General features: G+C 71.0%; 16 protein-coding genes and 2 pseudogenes. 6 read left to right on the forward strand and 12 right to left on the reverse strand.

From position 1 onward, the window contains the following. Positions 1-36 precede the first annotated feature (36 nt). The 5 genes and pseudogenes from EL340_RS02295 (at position 37) to holA (ending at position 6058) form a co-directional block, all read left to right on the forward strand. The gene (locus EL340_RS02295) at positions 37-1320 is read left to right on the forward strand and encodes a glycosyltransferase (RefSeq protein WP_126413240.1); all 1284 of its coding nucleotides are present in this window, start codon (positions 37-39) and stop codon (positions 1318-1320) included. 75 nt (positions 1321-1395) lie between these two features. Continuing rightward, positions 1396-2283: a DegV family protein gene (locus EL340_RS02300; protein ID WP_126413241.1), complete on the forward strand. Its 888-nt coding sequence runs from the start codon at positions 1396-1398 to the stop codon at positions 2281-2283. Between the two features lie 168 nt (positions 2284-2451). Next, a complete protein-coding gene (locus EL340_RS02305) occupies positions 2452-3279 on the forward strand; it encodes a ComEA family DNA-binding protein (protein ID WP_232023185.1) in 828 nt (275 codons plus the stop codon). Further along, positions 3276-4943: pseudogene (locus EL340_RS02310) on the forward strand (ComEC/Rec2 family competence protein); the annotation flags it as partial. The gene EL340_RS02305 and the pseudogene EL340_RS02310, both read left to right, overlap by 4 nt. Before the next feature lie 86 nt (positions 4944-5029). Further along, positions 5030-6058, forward strand: coding sequence for a DNA polymerase III subunit delta (holA, locus tag EL340_RS02315; protein ID WP_232023186.1), 1029 nt, complete (start codon positions 5030-5032; stop codon positions 6056-6058). 1 nt (position 6059) lies between these two features. On the opposite strand, the gene EL340_RS02320 is transcribed toward holA, so the two are convergent. From EL340_RS02320 to EL340_RS02375, 12 genes and pseudogenes are all read right to left on the reverse strand, one after another. After that, positions 6060-7547: a DUF1846 domain-containing protein gene (locus tag EL340_RS02320; protein WP_126413243.1), complete on the reverse strand. Its 1488-nt coding sequence runs from the start codon at positions 7545-7547 to the stop codon at positions 6060-6062. 149 nt (positions 7548-7696) lie between these two features. Beyond that, positions 7697-7957, reverse strand: coding sequence for a 30S ribosomal protein S20 (rpsT, locus tag EL340_RS02325; protein ID WP_003780210.1), 261 nt, complete (start codon positions 7955-7957; stop codon positions 7697-7699). A 228-nt stretch (positions 7958-8185) separates the two neighbouring features. Then, positions 8186-8863, reverse strand: coding sequence for a type II toxin-antitoxin system PemK/MazF family toxin (locus EL340_RS02330; RefSeq protein WP_126413244.1), 678 nt, complete (start codon positions 8861-8863; stop codon positions 8186-8188). 133 nt (positions 8864-8996) lie between these two features. Then, positions 8997-10471: pseudogene (locus tag EL340_RS02335) on the reverse strand (hypothetical protein). Positions 10472-10730: 259 nt separating this feature from the next. After that, complete coding sequence (locus EL340_RS02340) at positions 10731-11402, reverse strand: hypothetical protein (protein WP_126413245.1); 672 nt, start codon at positions 11400-11402, stop codon at positions 10731-10733. A 117-nt stretch (positions 11403-11519) separates the two neighbouring features. Next, positions 11520-12395 carry a tryptophan synthase subunit alpha gene (trpA, locus tag EL340_RS02345; RefSeq protein ID WP_126413246.1) on the reverse strand — a complete coding sequence of 292 codons (876 nt, stop codon included), beginning with the start codon at positions 12393-12395 and terminating at the stop codon, positions 11520-11522. Between the two features lies 1 nt (position 12396). After that, positions 12397-14724, reverse strand: coding sequence for a tryptophan synthase subunit beta (trpB, locus tag EL340_RS02350; protein ID WP_408608559.1), 2328 nt, complete (start codon positions 14722-14724; stop codon positions 12397-12399). Positions 14725-14733: 9 nt separating this feature from the next. After that, entirely contained in the window at positions 14734-15822 is a 1089-nt protein-coding gene (trpD, locus tag EL340_RS02355; protein WP_126413247.1) for an anthranilate phosphoribosyltransferase, read from the reverse strand. 111 nt (positions 15823-15933) lie between these two features. Then, positions 15934-16644, reverse strand: coding sequence for an anthranilate synthase component II (locus EL340_RS02360; RefSeq protein ID WP_126413248.1), 711 nt, complete (start codon positions 16642-16644; stop codon positions 15934-15936). 3 nt (positions 16645-16647) lie between these two features. Next, on the reverse strand, positions 16648-18339 hold the full coding sequence (locus EL340_RS02365; RefSeq protein WP_126413249.1) for an anthranilate synthase component 1: 1692 nt from the start codon (positions 18337-18339) through the stop codon (positions 16648-16650). 242 nt (positions 18340-18581) lie between these two features. Next, the gene (locus EL340_RS02370; protein ID WP_126413250.1) at positions 18582-19166 is read right to left on the reverse strand and encodes an O-methyltransferase; all 585 of its coding nucleotides are present in this window, start codon (positions 19164-19166) and stop codon (positions 18582-18584) included. Positions 19167-19282: 116 nt separating this feature from the next. Next, positions 19283-19750, reverse strand: coding sequence for a DedA family protein (locus tag EL340_RS02375; RefSeq protein WP_126413251.1), 468 nt, complete (start codon positions 19748-19750; stop codon positions 19283-19285). A gap of 193 nt (positions 19751-19943) precedes the next feature. On the opposite strand from EL340_RS02375, the gene lepA reads away from it, so the two are divergent. Continuing rightward, on the forward strand, positions 19944-21827 hold the full coding sequence (lepA, locus tag EL340_RS02380) for a translation elongation factor 4 (RefSeq protein WP_126413252.1): 1884 nt from the start codon (positions 19944-19946) through the stop codon (positions 21825-21827). The last annotated feature ends 91 nt before the right edge of the window (positions 21828-21918 follow it).

Raw genomic sequence — 21918 nt, forward strand, 5'->3', positions numbered from 1 at the left:
GGGCGGGCAGGTGCAGCCTTCCGCTCGTAGGGGCGAGTGAGCGCCATGCGGATCGCCTTCTTCATCGACGACTACCTCCCCTCCGTCCACGGCGTCGCCACCTCAACAGCCACCTTCCGAGCCGCCCTGGAGCGCATGGGGCACGAGGTCTTTGTCGTTGCGCCCAACGCCGAGGGCTACGTGGAGACCGACGACCACGTCATCCGCCTGCCCTCCTCGCGCTACTACGTCTTCGACAGCCGCGAGGTCGCCACCATCTACCCCGGTCTGGCCAGACGCTTCGACGCCTACGACTTCGACATCGTTCACAGCCAGACCCAGTTCAGCCTGGGAGTCCTGGCCCACTGGGTGGCCAAGCGCCAGAACATCCCTCACGTCACCACCATTCACACCCTCTACACCGAGCTCATCGACGACTACCCGCTGGCCGTGGTCTCCGGTCTGCTGGCGCTGTCCGTCGCCTTCCCCGTGGCGCTCAAGTCGCTGCCGGTCCTGCCCAGGGTCCACCGCGACTCCATCAGGCACCTCAACAAGCGCGACATGAAGACGGCCCTGTCCCGCCAGGGGTGGCGGCTGACGGCGGCCTTCGCCAACAAGTGCGACGCCTGCCTGTCACCCTCTCAGCACCTGGCCCAGATCCTCATCGACGACGGCGGACTGACCGCCCCCTGCATGGTGCTGCCCAACGGCCTGGACTCCAGCCGTTACCGGCGGGCCCGCGCCGCCGACTCGCCGATCCCCAAGGCCCCCGGCGAGAAGATCATCATCTGCGTGGCCCGTCTCAGCCCCGAGAAACGGCAGATGACGCTCATCGAGGCCATGCCCCACCTGGCCGATATGCCGGTCAAGCTGGTGCTGGTGGGGCCCGGGCCCTCCCAGGAGGAGGTGGGGCGGCGGGCCGAGGAGCTCGGGGTCGCCGACCGGGTGGTCCTGACCGGCAAGCGCTCGCCCGAGGAGGTCGCCGTCCTGCTCAAGCAGGCCGACGTCTTCTCCCTGGCCTCCTACCACTTCGACAACCAGCCCATGGTGTTCCTGGAGGCCGCCGCATCCGGGCTGCCGATCGTCTACTGCGACGAGCGGATGACCGAGTGCCTCACCGAGCACAACGCGATCCTCACCGACGGGATCCAGGGGGAGGACTTCGCCCGGGTCCTCGCCTCGCTGCTGTCCGACGACGCCCGACTCGCCGAGCTGTCCGACGGTGCCCTGGAGGTGGCCCGGCAGTTCGACTCCGAGACGATGACCAGGCGGCTCATCGACCTCTACAACGACCTCCTCGCCTCTCGTGGAGCAAGGCCTCCGGGGACGGCAGACCGGTAGCCGGAGGCCTCGGGTGCTGCCGCCACGGGCGGCGCCTGGCCGGTGAGCGCGAGGCTTGCCGATAAGGTAGGTGGCATGTCGCTCGCCGTCGTCACCGACTCCGCTGCCTGCCTGACGGAGACCCTGGTGCGCGACCGCGCGATCGAGGTCGTTCCCCTTCACGCCGTCCCCGGTGAGGACGGCGCCCCTGGGACCACGTCGCGGCCCAGCGTCCAGGAGCTCGTGGACGCCTACCGGCGCGCAGCCCGCCGGGCCGAGGAGGTCCTGGCCATCCACATCTCCTCGGCACTGTCCGGAACCATGGACAACGCCCGAGCTGCCGCAGCCCAGCTGGAGGCCGAGTACTCCAGATCCTCCAGGGGCGCCGGCGCTGACGGCGCAGGAAAGGCAGCGCGCCGCCGGCCGCAGTGGCTGCGCGTCGTCGACTCCGGCACCAGCTCGGGAGCCCTGGGGCTCACGGTGCTGGCCGCTGCCCGCGCCCACGACGCCCGCCGCGGTGCGGCTCTGGCTCGGGCCAGTACCGCCCGCTCCTGCCAGCTCTTCGTCGTCGACGACCTGGGCCGACTGGCCCGCTCCGGGCGGATCGACCGCACCACCGCCCGCCTCGACGGCGTCCTCGGGATCCGCCCGGTCCTGGCCCTGACCCGCGACGGGATCCGGGCGCTGGAGACCGTGCGCGGCGCTGCCCGCGCCAGGCGCCACCTCATTGCCCAGGCCGTCCGCGCCGCCGGCGGGACCGCCCTGTCCGGCCCCAGGCGCCCCGCCGAACCGGTGCGCCTGGCCATCCAGGGCGACGACGCCGACATGCTGGCTCAGCTCGAGGCCGGCCTGCGCGAGGCCATGGAGGAGGCCGGAGCCATCGTCACCGAGGTCCTCACCCTCCCGGTCGACGAGGCGACGAGCACCCACGTGGGCCCCGGGGCACTCGGCATCGCCGTCGCCCCCGACCTTCGGGCCCACTGAGCCCGCTCCGACGGCGTTGCACGCCGCACCGGCTGTCGTAAGCCGGCTGCGGTCTACGACGAGTCGACAAGGGCGCCCGGAGGCCACAGGCCGCCGGATGCGAGCGCTCTCCACAGGGCGGACGGGCCGACCGCGCGGCCCGCAGGCCCAGCACCTACCGTCGAGGACATGGGCATCAGGAGAGGAACCGGGAACCGGCCCCTGGACGACCTCGTGCGCCTGGCCTGCTCGGCAGATCCTGAGGAGCCCGTCCGCAGGCCGCGCCGCCTGGCGATCGCGCCGCGAGCCGCCGTCGTCGCCGGCTGCGTTCTCCTCATCCTGGCCGCCGTCCTGGCACTGCGGGCCGTCCTGGCCTCCACCGGTGCAGGTGGTGAAGCGGATCCGGCCGCGGCAGCCGGGGCCTCCGCCTCGATTCGGTCACCAGCCGCAGGACCGGCCACCGCGCCTGCCACCGGGGTGAGCCCAGGGCCTGCCATAGGGCCGGGCGGCCCCACCGCAGCCGGACCCAGCGGCGGAGCCGGCGCCGTCGTCGTCCACGTCACCGGAGCGGTTACCAGACCGGGCGTAGTCACCCTGAAGGCGGGCAGCCGCGTCACCGACGCCATCAACGCCGCCGGGGGAGCCGCCCCGGAGGCGGACACCGAGCAGCTCAACCTCGCCCGGGTCCTGACCGACGGCGAGCAGATCCGGGTGCCGCGCATCGGCGAGGTCCTGCCCGATCCCGCACCGCAACCCACCGGACCCACCGGAGGCGCCGGCCCGCAAACGGGAACGGCCACAGGAGGGACCGGCGGCAGCGCCTCAGGAACAGTCAACATCAACACGGCCTCCGCCTCCGAGCTGGAGAAGCTTCCCGGAATCGGCCCGGCCCTGGCCCAGCGGATCGTGGAGTACCGCGACTCCCACGGCCCCTTCGCCAGCGTTGACGCGCTCACCGACGTCCCCGGCATCGGCAAGGCCAAGCTGGATGCCCTGCGAGAACAGGCCACCGTATGAATGAGGCCCGCAGCCCAAGCGGCCTCCGGGCCCCGTGGGACGATCCCTCCCTCTACGAGCGCCTGCGCCAGGAGCAGGAGAGTCACCGGCACCGAGGGCGCCACGCGCACGCCACCTCCTCCAAGGCCCCCGAGGCCCTCGACCTGCGCCTGCTCGCCCCGGCGATCACCTGCTGGGGCAGCGCCTGGTGGGCCGTCGGGCATGACGGAGCGGCGGCGTGGAGACCGGCCCTGCTCCTGGGGGCCGGATGCACCGCCCTGGCTGCGGCACTGATCGTGCCCGTGCTGCGCTTCAGACCCCCGCGCCACCGGGCCGACCCGCGCCCCGGAGCCCCCGAGCGGGACCCCGGCGCCATCGGTACCGTCAGCGCCAGCCTGCTCGTGTGCGCCCTGTGCGCCGCGACCGTCCTGGCCATCAGCGCCGCCCACCTGTGGGCACGCCAGCGCGATCCCCTGACCATGGCGCTGGCCTCCGGACGCCCGGTCACCCTGATCGGCACCGTCTCCCAGGAGCCGCGGGTCACGGCCACCAGCCGTTCCACCCTCGTCATCACCACCCTCGACGTCGAGCAGGTGGACGGGAGGACCTCATCCCTGAGCGCTACCGTCCTGGCGGACAAGCAGTGGCTGAGTCTGCGCATGGGCACCCGCGTCCAGGTGCGCACGCGCCTGAGGCCCACCGATCCGGGCCGGGCGGAGGCCGCCATCATCCCCAAGCGTGCGGGCCTGACGATCCTCGGCCGGCCCTCCGGCGTGCTCGGAGCCGTCACCGGTATCCGTACCGGCCTGGCCCAGGCCGTCGGAGCACCGGACGCCGGGGGAGCGCAGAACCCGGGAGAGACGGGGGATGCTCAGGGCCCCTGGCCGCCGGGCGCCCAGACCCTCGTGCCCGGCGTCGCCCTGGGTGACGACCACGCCCTGCCGGCCCAGGTGCGAGAGGACATGCGCACCGTGTCCATGACCCACCTGACCGCCGTCTCCGGCCAGCACGTCGCCATCGTCCTGGGGCTGAGCCTGGCCGCCCTCGGAGTCCTTCCCCGGCGGTGGCGGGCACTGGCCGGGACGGTCCTGCTCACCCTTCTCGTGGTCCTGGTGCGACCCTCCGGATCCGTCCTGCGCGCGGCCACCATGGGGGCCGTCATGCTCCTGGGTGTCGTCGCGGGACGGCGCGCCGCCTCCGTGCCCGCGCTGTGCGCCGGGGCCATCGTCCTGCTGCTCATCGACCCGTGGCAGTCCCGGGACTACGGCTTCGCCCTGTCCGTGGTGGCCACCGCCGGCATCGTCATCGGGGCCAGGCCCGTCGCGGCCCACCTCTCACGCCGCCTGCCCCGGTGGCTGGCCGCCGCCGTGGCCCTGCCCCTGGTGGCCCAGGCGGCCTGCGGACCGGTTCTCGTCCTCCTCCAGCCCTCCGTGGGGCTCTGGTCGGTTCCCGCCAACCTGCTCACCGAGCCGGCCGCCGTCATCGCCACGATCAGTGGGCTCCTGGCCGCCCTGGTCCACCCGGCCTGGCCCGCGGCCGCCGCCGTCATCGCCTGGCCGGCGCTCGCGGCCTGCTCCTGGATGGTGTGGGTCTCCCGGTTCTTCTCCCACCTGCCCGGCGCCACGCTGCCCTGGCCCAAAGGGGTCCCCGGAGCGCTCGCGCTGGGAGCCTGCGAGATCACGGTCCTGCTCCTGGTGGCTCCCCGTACGCGCCGTGCCCTGTCAGGGGCGCTGAGGCGGTTCGTGCGGCCTGCTCGTGGCAGGCTTGCCCCATGGCAGCGACCCGAACCTCCCGCTCCCGGGGCCAGCGCAGCGCATCGTCAGGACTCCGGTGGGACCAGGCCCGGCTGGCGCCGATCGTCCTCATCCGTGCCAGGGAGGAGGTCCTCGCCGACCGTGCGGTCTCAAGCCTCCTGGCGCAGGCCAAGGCCAAGGACGCGACCACCGAGATCACGCGCCTCGAGGCCGCCACCTACGAGCCCCACCAGCTCGACACCCTCGTGTCCCCCTCCCTGTTCGGTGAGCCCAGGCTCGTCTACGTCCCCGCCCTGGAGCAGATGACCGACGCCCTGCTGACAGACCTCATCGCCTATGTGGGGGCCGCCGACCCCGAGGTCAGCGTCATCCTGCGCCACAACGGCGGCCAGCGGGGCAAGCGCCTGCTCGACGCCATCAAGGCCTCTCCCTACCCGACCATCCAGTGCGATGCCATCAAGAGCGCCAAGGACAAGTCCTCCCTCGTTGTGGCCGACGTGCGGCGCGCCGGGCGGAGCATCGCCCCCGAGGCCGTCGGCGCCCTCGTCGACGCCCTGGGTAGCGACGTGCGCGAGCTGTGCTCCGCCGTCGACCAGCTCCTTGCCGACACCCAGGGCACCATCGGCGTCGACCACGTGCGCACCTACTACGCCGGGCGCATCGAGGCCACCGGATTCACCGTGGCCGACGCCGCCGCGGCCGGCAACACCCCGGCCGCCATCACCGCCCTGCGCCACGCCGTGGCCACCGGCACCGACCCGGTGGCCATCGTCGCCGCCCTGGCCATGAAGGTGCGCCAGCTCGCCCGGGTCGCGGCCGCCGGTGGCCGGCGCATGAGCCCGGCCGAGCTGGGCATGGCCCCCTGGCAGGTGGACCGGGCCCGCCGTGAGCTCCAGGGCTGGTCCGACGACGCCCTGGCCACCTCGATCCTGGCGGTCGCCCGTGCCGACGCCGAGACCAAGGGAGCCAGCCGGGACCCCGTCTACGCCGTCGAGCGGGCGGTTCTGACGATCTGCCGCGCCCGGGGCTCCTCCCGGCGGCGCTGACTCAGCGCTTCTTGTACAGGGACTTGGTGGCGTAGACCGGCTCGTTGGTGACCTGAACCCCCAGGGCGCGGAAGATGCCCTCATCCACCGACCCCAGGATCGTCGAGGTGTGCACGTCGCAGCCCCGCAGCGTCTCGAGCTGGTCGAGGGCCTTGCGGGCGTTGTCGTCCCCGTTGGCGGACACGGCCAGGGCGATGAGTACCTCATCAGTGTGCAGTCGCGGGTTACGGCTGCCCAGCTCCTGGGTCTTGAGCCTCTGGATCGGCTCGATCGAGGCCGGGGCCAGCAGGTCAGTGCTGTCATCGATCCCGGCCAGGACCTTGAGGGCATTGAGCAGCATCGCCGAGGAGCACCCCAGCAGGGCCGAGGTCTTGCCCGTCACGATGCGCCCGTCGGGCAGCTCGATCGCCGAGGCCGGCTCGCCGGTGGCCGCGGCCACCTCCAGGGTGGGCGGTACCACGGGGCGGTCCTCCTTGCTGACCCCCACCTTGGCCATGAGCAGAGCGATCCGCTGGGACTGGACCGGAGCGATGGCGTCGCGCTTCTCGGTCACCAGGGCCCGGTAGTAGCGGCGGATGATCTCCTGGCTGGCGGCCTGCCGGCAGGCGTCGTCGTCGCAGATGCAGTTGCCGGCCATGTTGACGCCCATGTCCGTGGGGGAGGCGTAGGGCGAGGAGCCCAGGATCTCCTCGAACAGGCGGGTCAGGACGGGGAAGACCTCGACGTCACGGTTGTAGTTGACGGTCTGGACGCCGTGGGCGGCCAGGTGGAAGGGGTCGATCATGTTGACGTCGTCGAGGTCGGCGGTGGCGGCCTCGTAGGCGATGTTGACCGGGTGGTCCAGGGGCAGGTTCCAGATCGGGAAGGTCTCGAACTTCGCGTAGCCCGAGGAGATGCCCCGCTGGTGGTCGTGGTAGATCTGGGACAGGCAGGTGGCCATCTTGCCGCTGCCCGGGCCGGGGGCGGTGACGACCACCAGGTCCCGGCGGGTCTCGATGTACTCGTTGCGCCCGTAGCCGTCCTCGGAGACGATGCGGGCGACGTCGCCGGGGTAGCCGGGGATCGGGAAGTGGCGGTAGACCGTGATGTCCAGCGCCTCCAGCTTGCGCTTGAAGTCGTGGGCCTGGCGGTTGTCGTCGGTCCACTGGGTCACGACGACGCTGCCCACGTAGAGCCCGTAGCTGCGGAAGGCGTCGATGTGGCGCAGCAGGTCGTCCTCGTAGGAGATGCCCAGGTCCGCGCGGACCTTGTTGCGGGCGAGGTGCTTGGCGTTGACCGCCATGACGATCTCGACCTCGTCGGCCAGCTCGGCGAGCATGACGATCTTGTTGTCCGGGGTGAATCCGGGCAGCACGCGCGAGGCGTGCATGTCGTCAATGAGCTTGCCGCCGAACTCCAGATAGAGCTTGCCGCCGAACTGGGCGCGGCGCTCCGCAATGTGGCTGGACTGCATCCGCAGGTACTTGTCGCGGTCGAATCCGATGCGCAATGGGCTCTCCTTGAAGCGGTCTGGTGGGAGTAGTGGGTGATCGGGTGATTCTGTGAAGAGGGAGGGGAGGCGGGAGGCGGCTCAGCAAAAAAGGGGAGGGCGCCTCCCCGGTGGGAGGCGCCCTTCAGATGCTCACTGCTGCGGTGGCCTCAGATGGAGGCGACGCGCTTGGCGAGCTTGGACTTGCGGTTGGCGGCCTGGTTCTTGTGGATGACGCCCTTGGAGACGGCCTTGTCCAGCTTGCGGGAGGCGGCCTTGAGGTGCTCGAGCGCGGCGTCCTTGTCACCGGCCTCGACGGCCTCGCGCACGCGGCGCACGTAGGTCTTGAGCTCGGACTTGACGGACTTGTTGCGCAGGCGGGCCTTCTCGTTGGTCTTGATGCGCTTGATCTGGGACTTGATGTTCGCCACGGTGAAACTTTCTCGCGTCTGATTGGTCGATGGCCGGAGAGAGGGTTCGCGCCACGGGTTGACATGAGGTGGTGGGGCACCTGGCTGGACCCGGTCGCCGGACCCCGCAGCCGGCCAGGCCAGAGGTCCAGTAGGCGACTGTATCATTCGGGATCGCCGCGTCCCCAGGAGCGAACCGGTGCTCAGGCGTGAGGTGCATCGCCCCGTGAACCGGCGCGCTCAGGGTGCTCAGGCGTGGTGGTGGTGGCGCAGGGCGACGACGACGCCGTCGAAGACCTCCCGGCTCATCGTGGCCCCCTCGCGGCGTACCGCGCTCGGTTCCACCAGGAGCAGCCGGTCCAGGCGCACCTCGCTGGGGCGGCCCTGGCGGTCCCAGCTGCCCGTGCCGACGTCGTGCCAGAAACGGCCCCAGCGCGCCTCCTGGGCGGCGTCGCGGTCATGGTCCTTGCTGGTCATCTGCGCCACGACGAGGCGGGTCTCGTGGCGTGCCAGGACCAGCACCGGCCGGTCCTTGCCCTGAGCCGGGTCCTCCTCGAAGGGGATCCAGGTCCACACGACCTCTCCGGGGTCGGCGTCGCCGTCGGGGTCGGGGGAGTAGCTGAAGGCGGGCAGCCCCAGGGCGGCGACGTCGTAGACGCTGACTCCCCGCGACGAAGATGACCCCGCCGTCGACACCGTCGACGCCTCGCCGGTGCGACGAGGTCGTGGCTGCGGGCGGGGAGAGGATGATGCGGGCGACGACTTCGGTGCCGTGGTCCTGACGGGCTCAGCAGGCTCAGCGGACCCGGTCGTCGTGCTCCCTGACGTCTCCTGCGAGGCTGAGGGTTTCTGGGAGAGGGCGTCGCTCACGGCGTCGGAGGCGGCGCGTCCGAGCAGGGTGAGGATCCGGTTGAGAATGCTGGCCATGAGCGCCACCCTACCTACCGTCGGGCGCACCTGCCGCGACGCAGACGGCTCGGCGGTCCCCTCCCGAGTCGGGAGGGGACCGCCGGTCATGCCGCAGGTTGCTGCTGGGTACTGGACGGCGCGCCGGCGGAGCCTAGTTCCTCGTTCGCGTCACGGTGGTGCAGGCCGAGTAGGTCCCGGCCTCGATACCGGCGCCGCTGTCGGCGACGTCGACCACGGTGGTCAGTCCCTTGGAGGGATCCTTGGGGTCGCAGGTGCCCAGCGCCTTCCACCCGTCCTCGGTGATCGCGTCGGCGTTGACCGTGTAGGTGTTCCAGAACGTCATGGTGGTTGACGACCCGGCCGGCAGAGTGTCTCCCGTCGGCAGTGACACGGAGCCGTCCGGCTGGATGACGTAGTCATCCAGGGTGATCCACCACGGACCGCCGCTGCCCCACACGCTCTTCAGCGTCACGCCGGCGGGCACCTGAGGCCGCAGGACGATGTTGGAGGTGCGCCCGTCGGCGTCGGTGGTGTTGGTGAAGGTGACGGTGTAGCCGACCTCGACCTCGTAGGTGCCGGTCGGGGCGGCCTCAATGCTGCCCTGGGAGGCCTTGACGGCTACCTCGCCCACCGGGCGGTCGTCGACGTAGTCGCTGGAGAAGGTCTGGCCGCCAGCAGCGAGCTCCGCCTTCACCGTATTGCGCCCGACGACGCCGCTCAGGTCCACCTGGCAGGCGACCTCCTTGCCTTCGGGCACCTTCGCCTTGCCGCTGGAGACCTTGAGATTCTCGGCCGGCCCCTGGGCGGAGACCACCTCACCGCCGAAGGCGGTCAGGTCGCAGGTCAGGGAGGTCACCTGGGTCTGTCCCCTGGAGCGTCCCGCGGAGACGGTGAAGTCGGACAGGGGTGTGGTGGAGTCGTTCCTCGCCCTCATGGTGAAGCGCCCGGCGTCCTTGGCGGCGCCGTCGACCTTGACCGCCTCAGTGGTGACGGTGGCGTGGGTGTCGCTGGCGGCCGGCTTGTGCGCCGTGGCCGTGGGGGTGAGCACCAGGCTGCCCGTGGAGGTCGTGATCGTGGGGCTGAGGCTGTAGCTGCGCGCGTCCGCCCCGGGTGTCACTGCCGTCGTCCCGAGGTCCAGGTCGAGGTAGGAGCTCTGGTCCCAGGCGGCGTTGAAGCTGACCTCGTAGGTCAGGCTCAGGTGCTCGGGGGTGCAGCTGACGGCCTTGACCGAGCCGGCGCTGTCCCCGTGCTGGTTGTAGTACAGGTGGTCGAAGAACCCCAGGCCGGAGTCGGCCAGCTTGGTTGCGGGCTCGCCCTGACCCTTGTTGACGTAGAAGGTGCTCGTCCCGGCGACCCTGTCACCGTCCGGTGAGGGGCAGGACCAGGTCACTGACCCGGTGCGAAGTCCGCCTCGATGGTGATGGTGGTCGAGCTGTTCGGGGCGATGGCGGAGGGGACCCGGACTCCCCAGCTCAGGCAGCCGTCGGCGTTGTCGGAGCCGTGACAACCGGCGCCCGCCGTGTTGTAGCGTCCTTCGACGGTGATGGAGTCGCTATCGGCCGCGGGGGAGGGGGCGGCGTTCGCCGGTGCGGCGACGGCTCCGACGGTGAGCAAGGGAAGCGCCATGACCACGCCCAGGAGGCGCCGCCATGGCTGAGCGGGTTGAGCGGGTTGAGAAGGTGGGATGTGCATGAGCACGCCTTTCTCCGAGGGGATCGGGATGGGAACCAATTGCCCTGTTAATATATCGCTGAGCAGGACGTTATTGAATGGTGGGAGTACCCATGTACGTGGGATGTCGCCGTCGACTAAGAATGGCCTGGACATAGGTCGGGTACACGAAAGTCTTCGTGTACCCGACCTATATCTCTCTGCTTCCCGTGTTTCAGTTGGGCGCTGCGTTCTCGGCAGGTTTCTGCACGGTTGCCGTGATCTTCTGAGGGGTGTTGTCTGCGGAGGTCGTGACCGTTGGTGAGAAGGAGTAGGTGTGCTCGCCGGATCCTGGAGTCACTGTGGTCGTCCCCAGGCTCAGGTCGAGGTACGAGCCCTCGGAGCGCACCAGGTAGTCGATCGTGTAGGTGATGCTCAGGTGCTCCGGGGTGCACGTGACGGCATCGACCTGACCGGCGCTGTCTCCGTATATTCCGTAATAGAGGTGCGCGAAGTACCTGACGTCGGACTCGCTCAGCTTCTTGCTCTCGCCTCCGGTCGGGGCGTCGTAGAACGACGCCGTTCCGGCGACCCGGTCGCTCGCGAGGCAGTTCCATACCCACTGACCAGGGGCGGAGTCGGCCTCAATGGTGACGGTGAGCTCCTTCTTCGGTGCGATGGTGGACGGAATGCGCAGGCCCCAGCTGAGGCAGTCGGCGCTGGTTCCCGAGCCCTGGCATCCGGCGCCGCCCGAGTTGTAGATTCCGGAGGCGATGATGCTGTCGGAGGCGGGGGCGGCCTGTGCCGGCGATGCGAGGAGGCCGGCGACGAGCAGGGGAAGGGCTGCGACGACGCCGGCGAGACGTCGCCAGGATGGTGGAGCTGGGTGTCGTTGTCGCAAGTGCATGAGCAACCTCTTTTCCGGGGTAGTCAGGACGGAAATGACTACCCGGTAAATATATCGTGGTGCAGGTCACTCGTAAAGAGGTTCTGGCCTCCTGCCGCCCCCCAGCGGCGCTCCGGATCAGCGCCGGCGCGTGGCCTCCTTCATGGTGGCGGTGAAGGCGACGAGCTCACTGCGCAGCGCTCCGAGCGCGTAGTGGCGGCGGTCCTCACCGCCTTCCCCGATGCTCTCGACGGAGGTGGCCGCCACGATCTCGGGGGCGTAGCGCTCGACGATCTTGACCGTCGCCGAGCCGCTGATCGCGCCGTCGGCGCCCGCGGCAATCGCCTCCGCGACCTGCTCGGGCGTGGAGATGCCGAAGCCCAGCATGACCGGGGCGGCGGCGTCGGCGCGCAGGCGCTCCACCGACTCGGCGAGCCCTACGGTGGACGAGGCCCGCTCGGTACCCGTCACACCCACCCGGGAGACGGCGTAGACATAGCCGCGTGAGGCCGCTGCTACCGCGTCCAGCGTCTCGGCGGCGGCCGACGGCGGCGCGATGTAGACGGCGTCGACGCCGGCCTCCTCAGCCGCCCGGCTGAAGGCGGCCGACTCGCGGATCGGGACGTCAGGCAGCAGCACCGAGTCGATACCGGCCTTGGCGCACTCGGAGTAGAAGCGCTCCAGACCCATCGCGAAGGGCACATTGCCGTAGATGAGCATGCCGATGGGCAGCTGCGGGTGGCGCCGGCGCACCCGCTCAACCACCTCCAGGCAGTCATGAAAGCTGGTCCCCGCGGCCAGGGCCCGCACGTGAGCCTTCTGGATGGTGGGCCCGTCGGCGACCGGGTCGGTGAAGGGCACGCCCAGCTCCAGGGCGTCGGCCCCGCCGGCGATAAGAGCCTCGATGACGGCCTCGCTGGTGGCCGGGTCGGGGTCGCCGACCATGACGAAGGGGACGAAGGCGCCCTCGCCGCGCTCCTTGAGGGCGGCGAACATCGCGGGATAGCGGCTCATCTCAGAACTCCTCGTCCGGGCCGTTGCTCTTACCTGCGTTCAGGCCGGCGTACTCGGTGCGCTTGCCCATCTGCTCCACCATGCGCGCGGCCCGAGCCACGGCGCCGTCACCGGAGAAGGACCCGCCCAGACGCGCCTGGACCTGGTCGAGGTCCTTGTCCCCACGACCGGACAGGCACACCAGCAGGATCGGTGGCTCGTCGCCCTGGGGCACCTCGCGCGCCATGGCCAGGGCCTGGGCCAGGGCGTGAGCGGACTCCACGGCCGGGATGATCCCCTCATGACGCGACAGCAGCCGGAAGGCCTCGATCGCGTCGTCGTCGCTGATGCCCACGTAGCGGGCCCGGCCCGTGTCGGACAGCCACGCGTGCTCGGGCCCCACACCGGGGTAGTCCAGGCCCGCCGAGACGGAGAAGGACTCCTCGACCTGCCCCTCCGAGGTGCGCATGAGGTAGCTGCGCGCCCCGTGAAGGATCCCCACCAGGCCCTTGTTGATGGGGGCGCCGTTGCGGGGCGTGTCCAGCCCCTCGCCGGCAGGCTCGACCCCGATGAGCTCGACGTCGGGGTTGTCGATGAACTCGGCGAACATGCCGATCGCGTTGGAGCCCCCGCCCACGCAGGCGATGACCGAGTCCGGCAGGCGCCCCGTCAGCCCCAGGACCTGGGCGCGGGCCTCCCGGGAGATGACCCGGTGGTACTCGCGCACGATCGTGGGGAAGGGATGGGGGCCGGCGGCCGTGCCCAGCAGGTAGTGGGTGTCGGCGAAGGAGGCAGTCCAGTCGCGCAGCGCCTCGTTGACGGCGTCCTTGAGCGTGCCGGCACCACTGTCCACCGGTACGACCGTGGCGCCCATGAGCTCCATGCGCTCGACGTTGGCGGCCTGGCGCACGACGTCGGTGGCCCCCATGTAGATGGTGCAGTCCAGTCCCAGCAGGGCGCAGACCATGGCCGTGGCCGTCCCGTGCTGGCCGGCGCCGGTCTCGGCGATGATGCGCTGCTTGCCCATCCGCTTGGCCAACAGGGCCTGCCCCAGGACCTGGTTGCCCTTGTGGGCACCGCCATGGACCAGGTCCTCGCGCTTGAGCAGGATGCGGGCGTTGCCCTCCAGGGGCAGGTTGCGCAGCTCGGTGACCGCCGTGGGCCGCCCCAGGTAACGGGTCATGAGCGTGTCCAGCTCGGCGGCGAAGGCGGGGTCGGCCTGGGCGTCGATGAAGGCGTCCTCAAGCTGGTCCAGGGCCGGAATGAGCAGCTCGGGCACGAACTGCCCGCCGTAGGGGCCGAAGAACGCGGGCAGGCGCGGGTGGTGCCCCGCCCGCTCGCCCTCGCCCTGGGACTGCCGGAGCGACGACGCATCCTCGCCCTGCGCGCCGTCCGCCTGCGCCTCGGCCGGCTGGGGCAGCGGGACCGCGGTGGCCAGGCCCCGAGCGGCCCTGGCGGGGTCCTCGGCCCCGGACAGGGAGGAGCCCACCAGGAGGGCGTCCACCAGGCCGGACAGCCGCCGCACGTCGTCGGGCGAGCCGACCCCCGACTCGCCGACGAGGACCACCCCGGCCGGGGCCAGCGGGGCCATCTCCTCGGTGCGCGCCAGGTCTGTGTCCAGGGTGCGCAGGTCGCGGTTGTTGATGCCGATGACCTCGGCGCCCAGCGCCGCCGCCCGGTGCATCTCCTCGGGGGTGGAGACCTCCGTGAGCACCTCCATGCCCAGGTGGTGGGCCAGGTCGGCCAGCTCGCGGTAGACGTCGTCGGGCACCACCGAGAGCATGAGCAGGACCGCGTCCGCCCCCAGGCTCCGCGCCGCCAGCACCTGGACCTCGTCGACGATGAAGTCCTTGCACAGGACGGGTACGTCCACCACCTCGCGCACGGCCGCCAGGTCCTCGAAGGAGCCGTTGAAGCGGTCGGGCTCGGTGAGTACCGAGACCGCGGCGGCGTAGGGCGCGTACTGCTCCGCCAGCGAGGCCGGGTCGTAGTCGGAGCGGATGGTGCCGCGCGAGGGCGAGGCGGCCTTGCACTCCATGATGAGGGCCGGCTGCGGACTGGGGGCCTGGCCGCTGCGGGTGCGCAGGGCGGTGGCGAAGGATCGCTGCGAGCGCGGCAGATCCTCGGCACTCAGGTGCCCGAACCGAGCGCGCAGCTCGTCAATGCGCTCACGGCGCGCCTGGACGATCGAGTCCAGGACGGTGCCCGTGGCGATGAGCCTCGCCTCGACCGGCTCGCGGTGCGCGCGCTCACCGGGGCCCGGGGCACCGGGCTCCACTGAGCTCGCGGCGTCCGCAGGGTCCACGGGATCCGCAGGGGAGGGAGCGGGGGCGGTATCTGGGGTGGTCACGGTCTCTCCTCAGGCCCGCTCAGCGGCCGGATCAGTGGCTTTGGTCATGGACTCCAGGTGGCGGGCCACGCCGCCGGAGCGGATCTGTTCCAGCGCCATGGCGGTGCCGTCGGCGAGGTTGTCGGCCGGGCCGGCCAGATACAGCAGGGCACCGGCGTTGATGGCGATGGCGTCACGGTGGGCGGGCTTGCCCTCACCCGAGAGGGCCTCGCGCAGCAGGCGGGCGTTGTCGGCCGGCTCCCCGCCCAGCAGGTCGGCCAGCTCGTAGGTCGCCACTCCCAGGTCCTCGGGCGTGACCTCATAGGACTTGACCCCGCGGGGAGTTGCCTCGCGCACGAGCGTCGGCCCGTGGACGGCGATCTCGTCCAGGCCCGAGCCGTGCACGACCAGCGCCCGCTTGCGTCCCAGCTGAACCATCGCCTCGGCGATCATGTCCAGCATGTTCGGGTCCCACACGCCCATGAGCTGGAAGGTCAGATGGGCCGGGTTCACCAGCGGCCCCAGGACATTGAAGATCGTGGGCGTCGCCAGCGCCCGGCGTACCGGGGCCACGTGCCGCATCGCCGGGTGGTAGGCCTGGGCGAACAGGAAGGTGAAATGGTCCCGGGCCAGCAGCTCGACCGCCGTGGCCGGCTCCACGTCCAGGGGCAGTCCCAGCTCGGCGATGACGTCGGCCGCCCCCGTCTTGGAGGAGACGGCCCGGTTGCCGTGCTTGGCCACCGCGATCCCCATTGAGGCGGCCACCAGGCCCGCCCCGGTGGAGATATTGATGGTCCCCACGCCGTCGCCCCCGGTACCGACGACGTCCACCAGCGGGAAGGTCACCGACGGGAAGGCCCGGGCCGCCTGGCGGAAGGCGCTCGCTGCCCCGGCGACCTCCTGGGGCTCCTCGCCGCGGGCGTGCAGTGCCGCCAGCAGGGCCGCCGTCTCCGCCTCGGACAGGTCCCCGGCGCCCAGAGCGGCGAAGACCGTGGAGGCCTGCTCGCGGGTCAGGCGCCGGCCCTGAACGACTTCGCGCAGCAGCTCGTGGGCCTCCTGCGCCGTGGCAACGTGCGTGCCGTCCGCAGCGGCGGGGGCCGCGCTGTTGGTCTCACTCATCGGTTTGTGGCTCCTTCACGGGTGGTTGAGGCGTGGGGCGCTCGGGGATGATTCTGCCCGAGCGGTGCTGTGGTCGTCGGGATCTGCGCGATGACGCGGCAGTGGCGTGGCTCAGGGGGTCCGGGCCAGGTCTGCGGTGATGGCCTTGAGCAGGGCGGGCCCCTGGGGGGTGAGGATGGACTCGGGGTGGAACTGCAGCCCGATCGCGGGCGGCGACCGGTGCCGGGCCGCCATGACGACGCCGTCGACCCCCTCGACCGGTGCGGTGCGGGCCAGGCTGATGAGTCCCTCGGGCAGCGTGCGCGTGCCCAGGGAGTGGTAGCGCGCCACATCCAGTGGCCCGCCGTCGAGCACCGTGAAGGCCGGGTCCCGGCGTCCCGCCTCGGTGACCTCGACTCGGTCGGAGCGGCCGTGGACCGGGCCGACCGGGGCGACCCGCCCGCCGCAGGCCTCGACGAGGGCCTGGAAGCCCAGGCAGATGCCCAGGGCGGGGATCGCCCGCTCCAGCGCGGTGGAGATGAGCTCCATGAGGCAGCCCGACGTCGCCGGGTAGCCCGGACCGGGGGACAGGCACAGGACCGGACGGCGCCCGGCCGCACGCTCCTCCCCGGTGGGCGTCAGGGCGGCGAGTACCCGGGAGGCCGGCACGTTGTTGCGGTAGACCTCGATCCGGGAGCCGAGCGTGGCGAACTGGTCGACGAGGTTGTAGACGAAGGAGTCTCGGTTGTCCAGCAGGACCACGCGGGCAGGGGCGGAGCCTGCTGCGTCTGCTGCGCCGGCCGTGGCCCCATCCTCGGGGCGCTGGGTGCTGGGGATGGTCATGGCTCAGGCCTCCTTGCCGGACGTGTCGATGACGAGCGTGGCGCCCTGGGCGGCGGCGACGGCCTCCAGGACGGCGCGGGCCTTGTGGACGGTCTCGGCGGCCTCGGCCGCCGGGGAGGAGGCCGCCACCACCCCGGCGCCGGCCTGGACCAGAGCGGTTCCTTCTGTCACGAAGCCCGAGCGGATGACGATGCAGGTGTCCAGCTCGCCGTCGCCGCGGATGTAGCCCACCGAGCCGCCGTAGGAGCCGCGGCGCACGCCCTCGGCCTGGCGGATGAGCTCGGCGGCCCGCAGCTTGGGGGCGCCGGTGAGGGTGCCCATCGTCATGGAGGCCCGGAACGCGTCCAGGGCGTCCAGATCGTCGGCCAGCTCGCCGGAGACCTCGGAGACCAGGTGCATGACCCGGCTGTAGCGGTCCACGCGCAGGAGGTCCTGGACGCTGCGGGTCCCCGGGCGGCTGACCCGGGCGACGTCGTTGCGGGCCAGGTCCACGAGCATGACGTGCTCAGCGACCTCCTTGGCATCGGTGCGCAGCTCCAGCTCCAGGCGGGTGTCGCGCTCGTGGTCCACCGAGCCGTCGGAGTGCAGACCTCGCGGCCGGGTCCCGGCGATCGGACGGATGGCGACCCGGCCGGTGCGTGCCGAGTGCAGCAGCGCCGACTCCGGGGATGCGCCGAACAGCTCGAAGTCCGGCGCGGCCACGTAGAACATGTAGGGGCTGGGGTTGGCGTGGCGCAGCACGTGGTAGGCGGCCAGGGTGTCCGGGCAGGCGATGGTGAAGCCGCGCGAGGGCACCACCTGGTAGACGTCGCCGTCGGCGATGTACCCGCGCATCTCCTCCACGATCTCTCCGAAGTCGGCGTCGGAGGTGGTGGGGACCGCGTGCAGGACCGGGGCGCTCGCCGCGGCCGCAGGAGCGTCTGGAGCCTCATCGGCCGCGACGTCGATGGCGGCGGCCATCGCGTCCATGCGCCGCTCCAGGTCGGCGGCGTCGACCGAGGCCCCCACCAGGGTCGCCTCCTGCGTGGGGTGGTCGACGACGAGGATGATGCGCGCGTCGTAGAAGAGGTAGTCCGGGCAGATGTTGGCGCCCTGGGCGACCTCGGGCAGGGACTCGAAGGTGGACAGGTAGTCGAAGGCGAAGGCGCCCGCCTCCAGCGGCAGGTGGGGGTGGTCGACCTCGGCCCGGGCCAGGACCCGCAGCGGCTCGATCGTGGACAGGGCGGTGAGGCGCTCTCGCTCCTCGATGGAGGGGTCGTTATCGGCGCTGGTGGGCAGGTTGAGGGTGAGTCGTCCGGGGGAGCGGTCGACGACGTGCTCGCCCAGACGCGCCTCCAGGCGGGCCAGGGCGGCGAGGCCGTCGGCCCCGGGGCCCTCGCCGTCGACGGCGTCCAGTGCCTCGGCGGTGACGGTCCCGCCCCAGCAGGTCAGCCTGGCAGACGCCTCCAGGACGGCGACCGTGGTGCGTGAGGCCTTGGTCGTGATGTCGGCGCTCTCCAGCAGGACGCAGTCCACCGGGCGCATGGCCGCGCTCTCGCCGGCAGGGTTCCCGGTGGCGCGCAGCAGGCCGGTCCCGGTCAGGTGCTCCAGGAGGGCGCCGCCGTCGGCGTGGTAGCGCACCGGGCGCGTCAGGACGGTCGGCGAGGCCGCAGCGGGCACGGCCGGGGCTGCGGTGTCTTCCGCGTTGGGTGGCATGGGGCCTCTTTCCTGAGATCGTGGGTCAGGCGGGCCTCTCACTCATGCGTCGGGCGGGCCCGCGGTGAGCGAGCCGGTACGTCCTAGCGCGTCAGGACGGCGGCTCGCCTCGAGGGGAGCCACCACCACTGCCGGTCGCGGAACGCTGTCATGGCACCGAGCGTAGAACGAGGTGGTGACGTGGCCAAATCGGCGGCAAGGGATGAGACGCGTGTCCGCATGATCTGTATGAGTGCGCAGGCCTACTGATCACCAGCTACGAGAAGAAGGCCTGCGCCGACCGGGACGAGGGCGGTCTCGGTCCCGGGCGTCTCTTGAACGAGGGAGATGAACTCGGCCACCTCGGTGGCGTGCGATATGCAGTTGTCCACCGCGAGAAGACCGCCCGGACGCAGGATGCGCAGCAGATCCGGCCAGTAGTCGACGTAGGCGCGTCTGTCGGCATCCAGGAACACGAAGTCGACCGACTGTGACTGGGTCTTCTCCAGGACCTGCCTCGCGTCGCCGAGGACGAGCTCGACGCGATCGTCGAGACGCGCCGCCGCCAGGTTGTCGATGGCCTCGTGATGGCGCCTCAGGTCACTTTCAACTGACACCATGCGTGCCCGATCATCGAGGCCGTCGGCGAGCCAGATCGTCGAGCAGCCGTTTGAGGTGCCGATCTCCAGCACCGAGCTCGGCCGCAATGACCTGATCAGCAGGTGCATGAGCTCTGCAGTGGCCTGGTCCACGTTGCGGTAGCGGCGGTCATGATCGGGCTCAGTGCTGTCGAGCTCTCTGCCCTGGGCCAACAGGGCCTCGACCAGGGCCAGTCTCTCCGGGGTCATGACCTTTGCGGTGAGCCATCGCCTCGGTGGGGTCAAGCGCCCGGGTCAAGCGTCACCACGGGCCCGGGTGGTGCGTGAGCCGACGAGCGCTCACCTGGCCGCTCCAGCCAGCTGTGCTAGTCCTGATCATCACGTACGGTTCGATGGCGCCGAATCACAACGGTGAGCACCAGGGCTGCGATCACCAGGACGATGACGACACGGCCGACCGGGCCGGTGAGCCAGGCTGTCAGGATCGCCATGCCGATGGTCGTGTAGACGGCCGCCCAGGCGACCGCCCCGACGGCCGTGGCCGCCACGTAGCGGCGCAGCGGCATGCGGGCCACGCCCGTGGAGATCTGGATGAAGCTCTGCAGGCCGACGGTCAGGAAGGACATCGGCACGGCCAGCACGCCCCAGCGGGCCGACCACGACTGGGCGCGGGCGTACATGGGGGAGTCGATCAGCGAGGCCCACCGGCTGCGCGCGGTACCGGCGGTGATGCCCCGACCGATCCAGTACATGGTGTGCGAGCGCATCATGGCCAGGCACCAGAAGAACAGGAAGACCCAGGGATAGGGCAGGCTGTGGATCCGTTCCAGCATGCGGGGAAGGCTAGCCTAAGCCGACCGGTGCCCGGTTGTGGGGTCGCCTACGTATGCGCCCTGCGGGGAGCCGGTGTGCGGCCGCACCTCACACTACGGGCGGGCCCGGCGGGCTGGGGCGGCGGGCCGACGTCGTGGGACACTTGGGCCAGACCCATGCCGGATACTGAGGAAGAGCCAGGAACCGATCTCCGTGTCACCGATCCCCACACCAGAGCAGATGACCAGCGTCCAGCCCGCCGCCACGGAGCAGGCGCGGCTGCGCAACTTCTGCATCATCGCGCACATCGACCACGGCAAGTCCACCCTGGCCGACCGCATGCTCCAGGCCACCGGCGTCGTCCAGCCCCGAGACATGCGCGCCCAGTACCTGGACCGCATGGACATCGAGCGCGAGCGCGGCATCACCATCAAGTCCCAGGCCGTGCGCATGCCCTGGGCCATCGAGGACGGCGAAGGCGTCACGCGCGCCTACGCCCTCAACATGATTGACACCCCCGGGCACGTCGACTTCTCCTACGAGGTCAACCGCTCCCTGGCCGCCTGCGAGGGTGCGGTCCTCCTGGTCGACGCCGCCCAGGGCATCCAGGCCCAGACCCTGGCCAACCTCTACATGGCCATCGAGGGAGACCTGACCATCATCCCGGTCCTCAACAAGATCGACCTGCCCGCCGCCGAGCCGGAGAGGCACGCCGAGGAGATCGCCTCCCTCATCGGCTGCGACGTCGACGATGTCCTCAAGGTCTCCGGCAAGACCGGCCAGGGCGTGCCCGAGCTCCTCGACCGGATCGTCGAGACCGTCCCGGCCCCGCACGGCGACCCCGACGCCCCGGCACGCGCCATGATCTTCGACTCCGTCTACGACACCTACCGCGGCGTGGTCACCTACGTGCGCGTCGTCGACGGCGCCCTCAAGCCCCGCGAGCGCATCGAGATGCTCTCCACCGAGGCCGTGCACGACCTGCTGGAGATCGGTGTCATCAGTCCCGAGCCCACGCCGTCGGCCGGCCTGGGGGCCGGCGAGGTCGGCTACCTCATCACCGGCGTCAAGGACGTGCGCCAGTCCAAGGTCGGTGACACCGTCACCTCCGCGGCGGCGCCGGCCGCCGAGCCGCTGTCGGGCTACCAGGACCCCAAGCCCATGGTCTTCTCCGGCCTGTTCCCGGTGGACGGCTCGGACTTCCCGGCCCTGCGCGACGCCCTGGACAAGCTCAAGCTCAACGACGCCGCCCTGACCTACGAGCCGGAGACCTCGGTGGCCCTGGGCTTCGGCTTCCGCTGCGGCTACCTGGGCCTGCTGCACCTGGAGATCATCCGCGAGCGCCTGGAGCGCGAGTTCAACCTGGACATCATCTCCACGGCGCCCTCGGTGGTCTACGAGGTGACCATGGAGGACCGCACCACGCACACGGTCACCAACCCCAGCGAGTTCCCCGAGGGCAAGGTCGCTGCCGTCTCCGAGCCGGTCGTGCGGGCCACGATCCTGACCCCGAGCGAGTTCGTGGGCACGGTCATGGAACTGTGCCAGTCGCGCCGCGGCACCATGCAGGGCATGGACTACCTCTCGGAGTCCCGTGTGGAGATGCACTACGTGCTGCCACTGGCGGAGATCGTCTTCGACTTCTTCGACGCCCTGAAGTCACGCACCCGCGGCTACGCCTCCCTGGACTACGAGATGGACGGCTCCCAGGACGCAGACCTGGTCAAGGTCGACATCCTGCTCAACGGGGACAAGGTGGACGCCTTCAGCGCCATCGTCCACCGCGACTCGGCCTACTCCTACGGCGTCATGATGACCAAGCGCCTCAAGGACCTTATCCCGCGCCAGCAGTTCGAGGTGCCCGTGCAGGCGGCCATCGGCACCCGGGTGATCGCCCGTGAGACCATCCGGGCCCTGCGCAAGGACATGCTCGCCAAGTGCTACGGCGGTGACATCACCCGTAAGCGCAAGCTGCTGGAGAAGCAGAAGGAGGGCAAGAAGCGCATGAAGGCCATCGGTCGCGTCGAGGTCCCCCAGGAGGCCTTCATCGCCGCGCTCGGCGCGGACACGCCCACCGGCGCCAAGCCGGGCAAGTAGCGATAGCAGGACCGGTAAGCAGCGGGCAGGTACGGGCACAGGACGACTCAAGGCGAGGACGGCACCGCGGACCGCGGAAGGATTGGGTGCG

Origin of the sequence: Actinomyces viscosus (assembly GCF_900637975.1) — a bacterium.
GTDB lineage: Bacteria > Actinomycetota > Actinomycetes > Actinomycetales > Actinomycetaceae > Actinomyces > Actinomyces viscosus.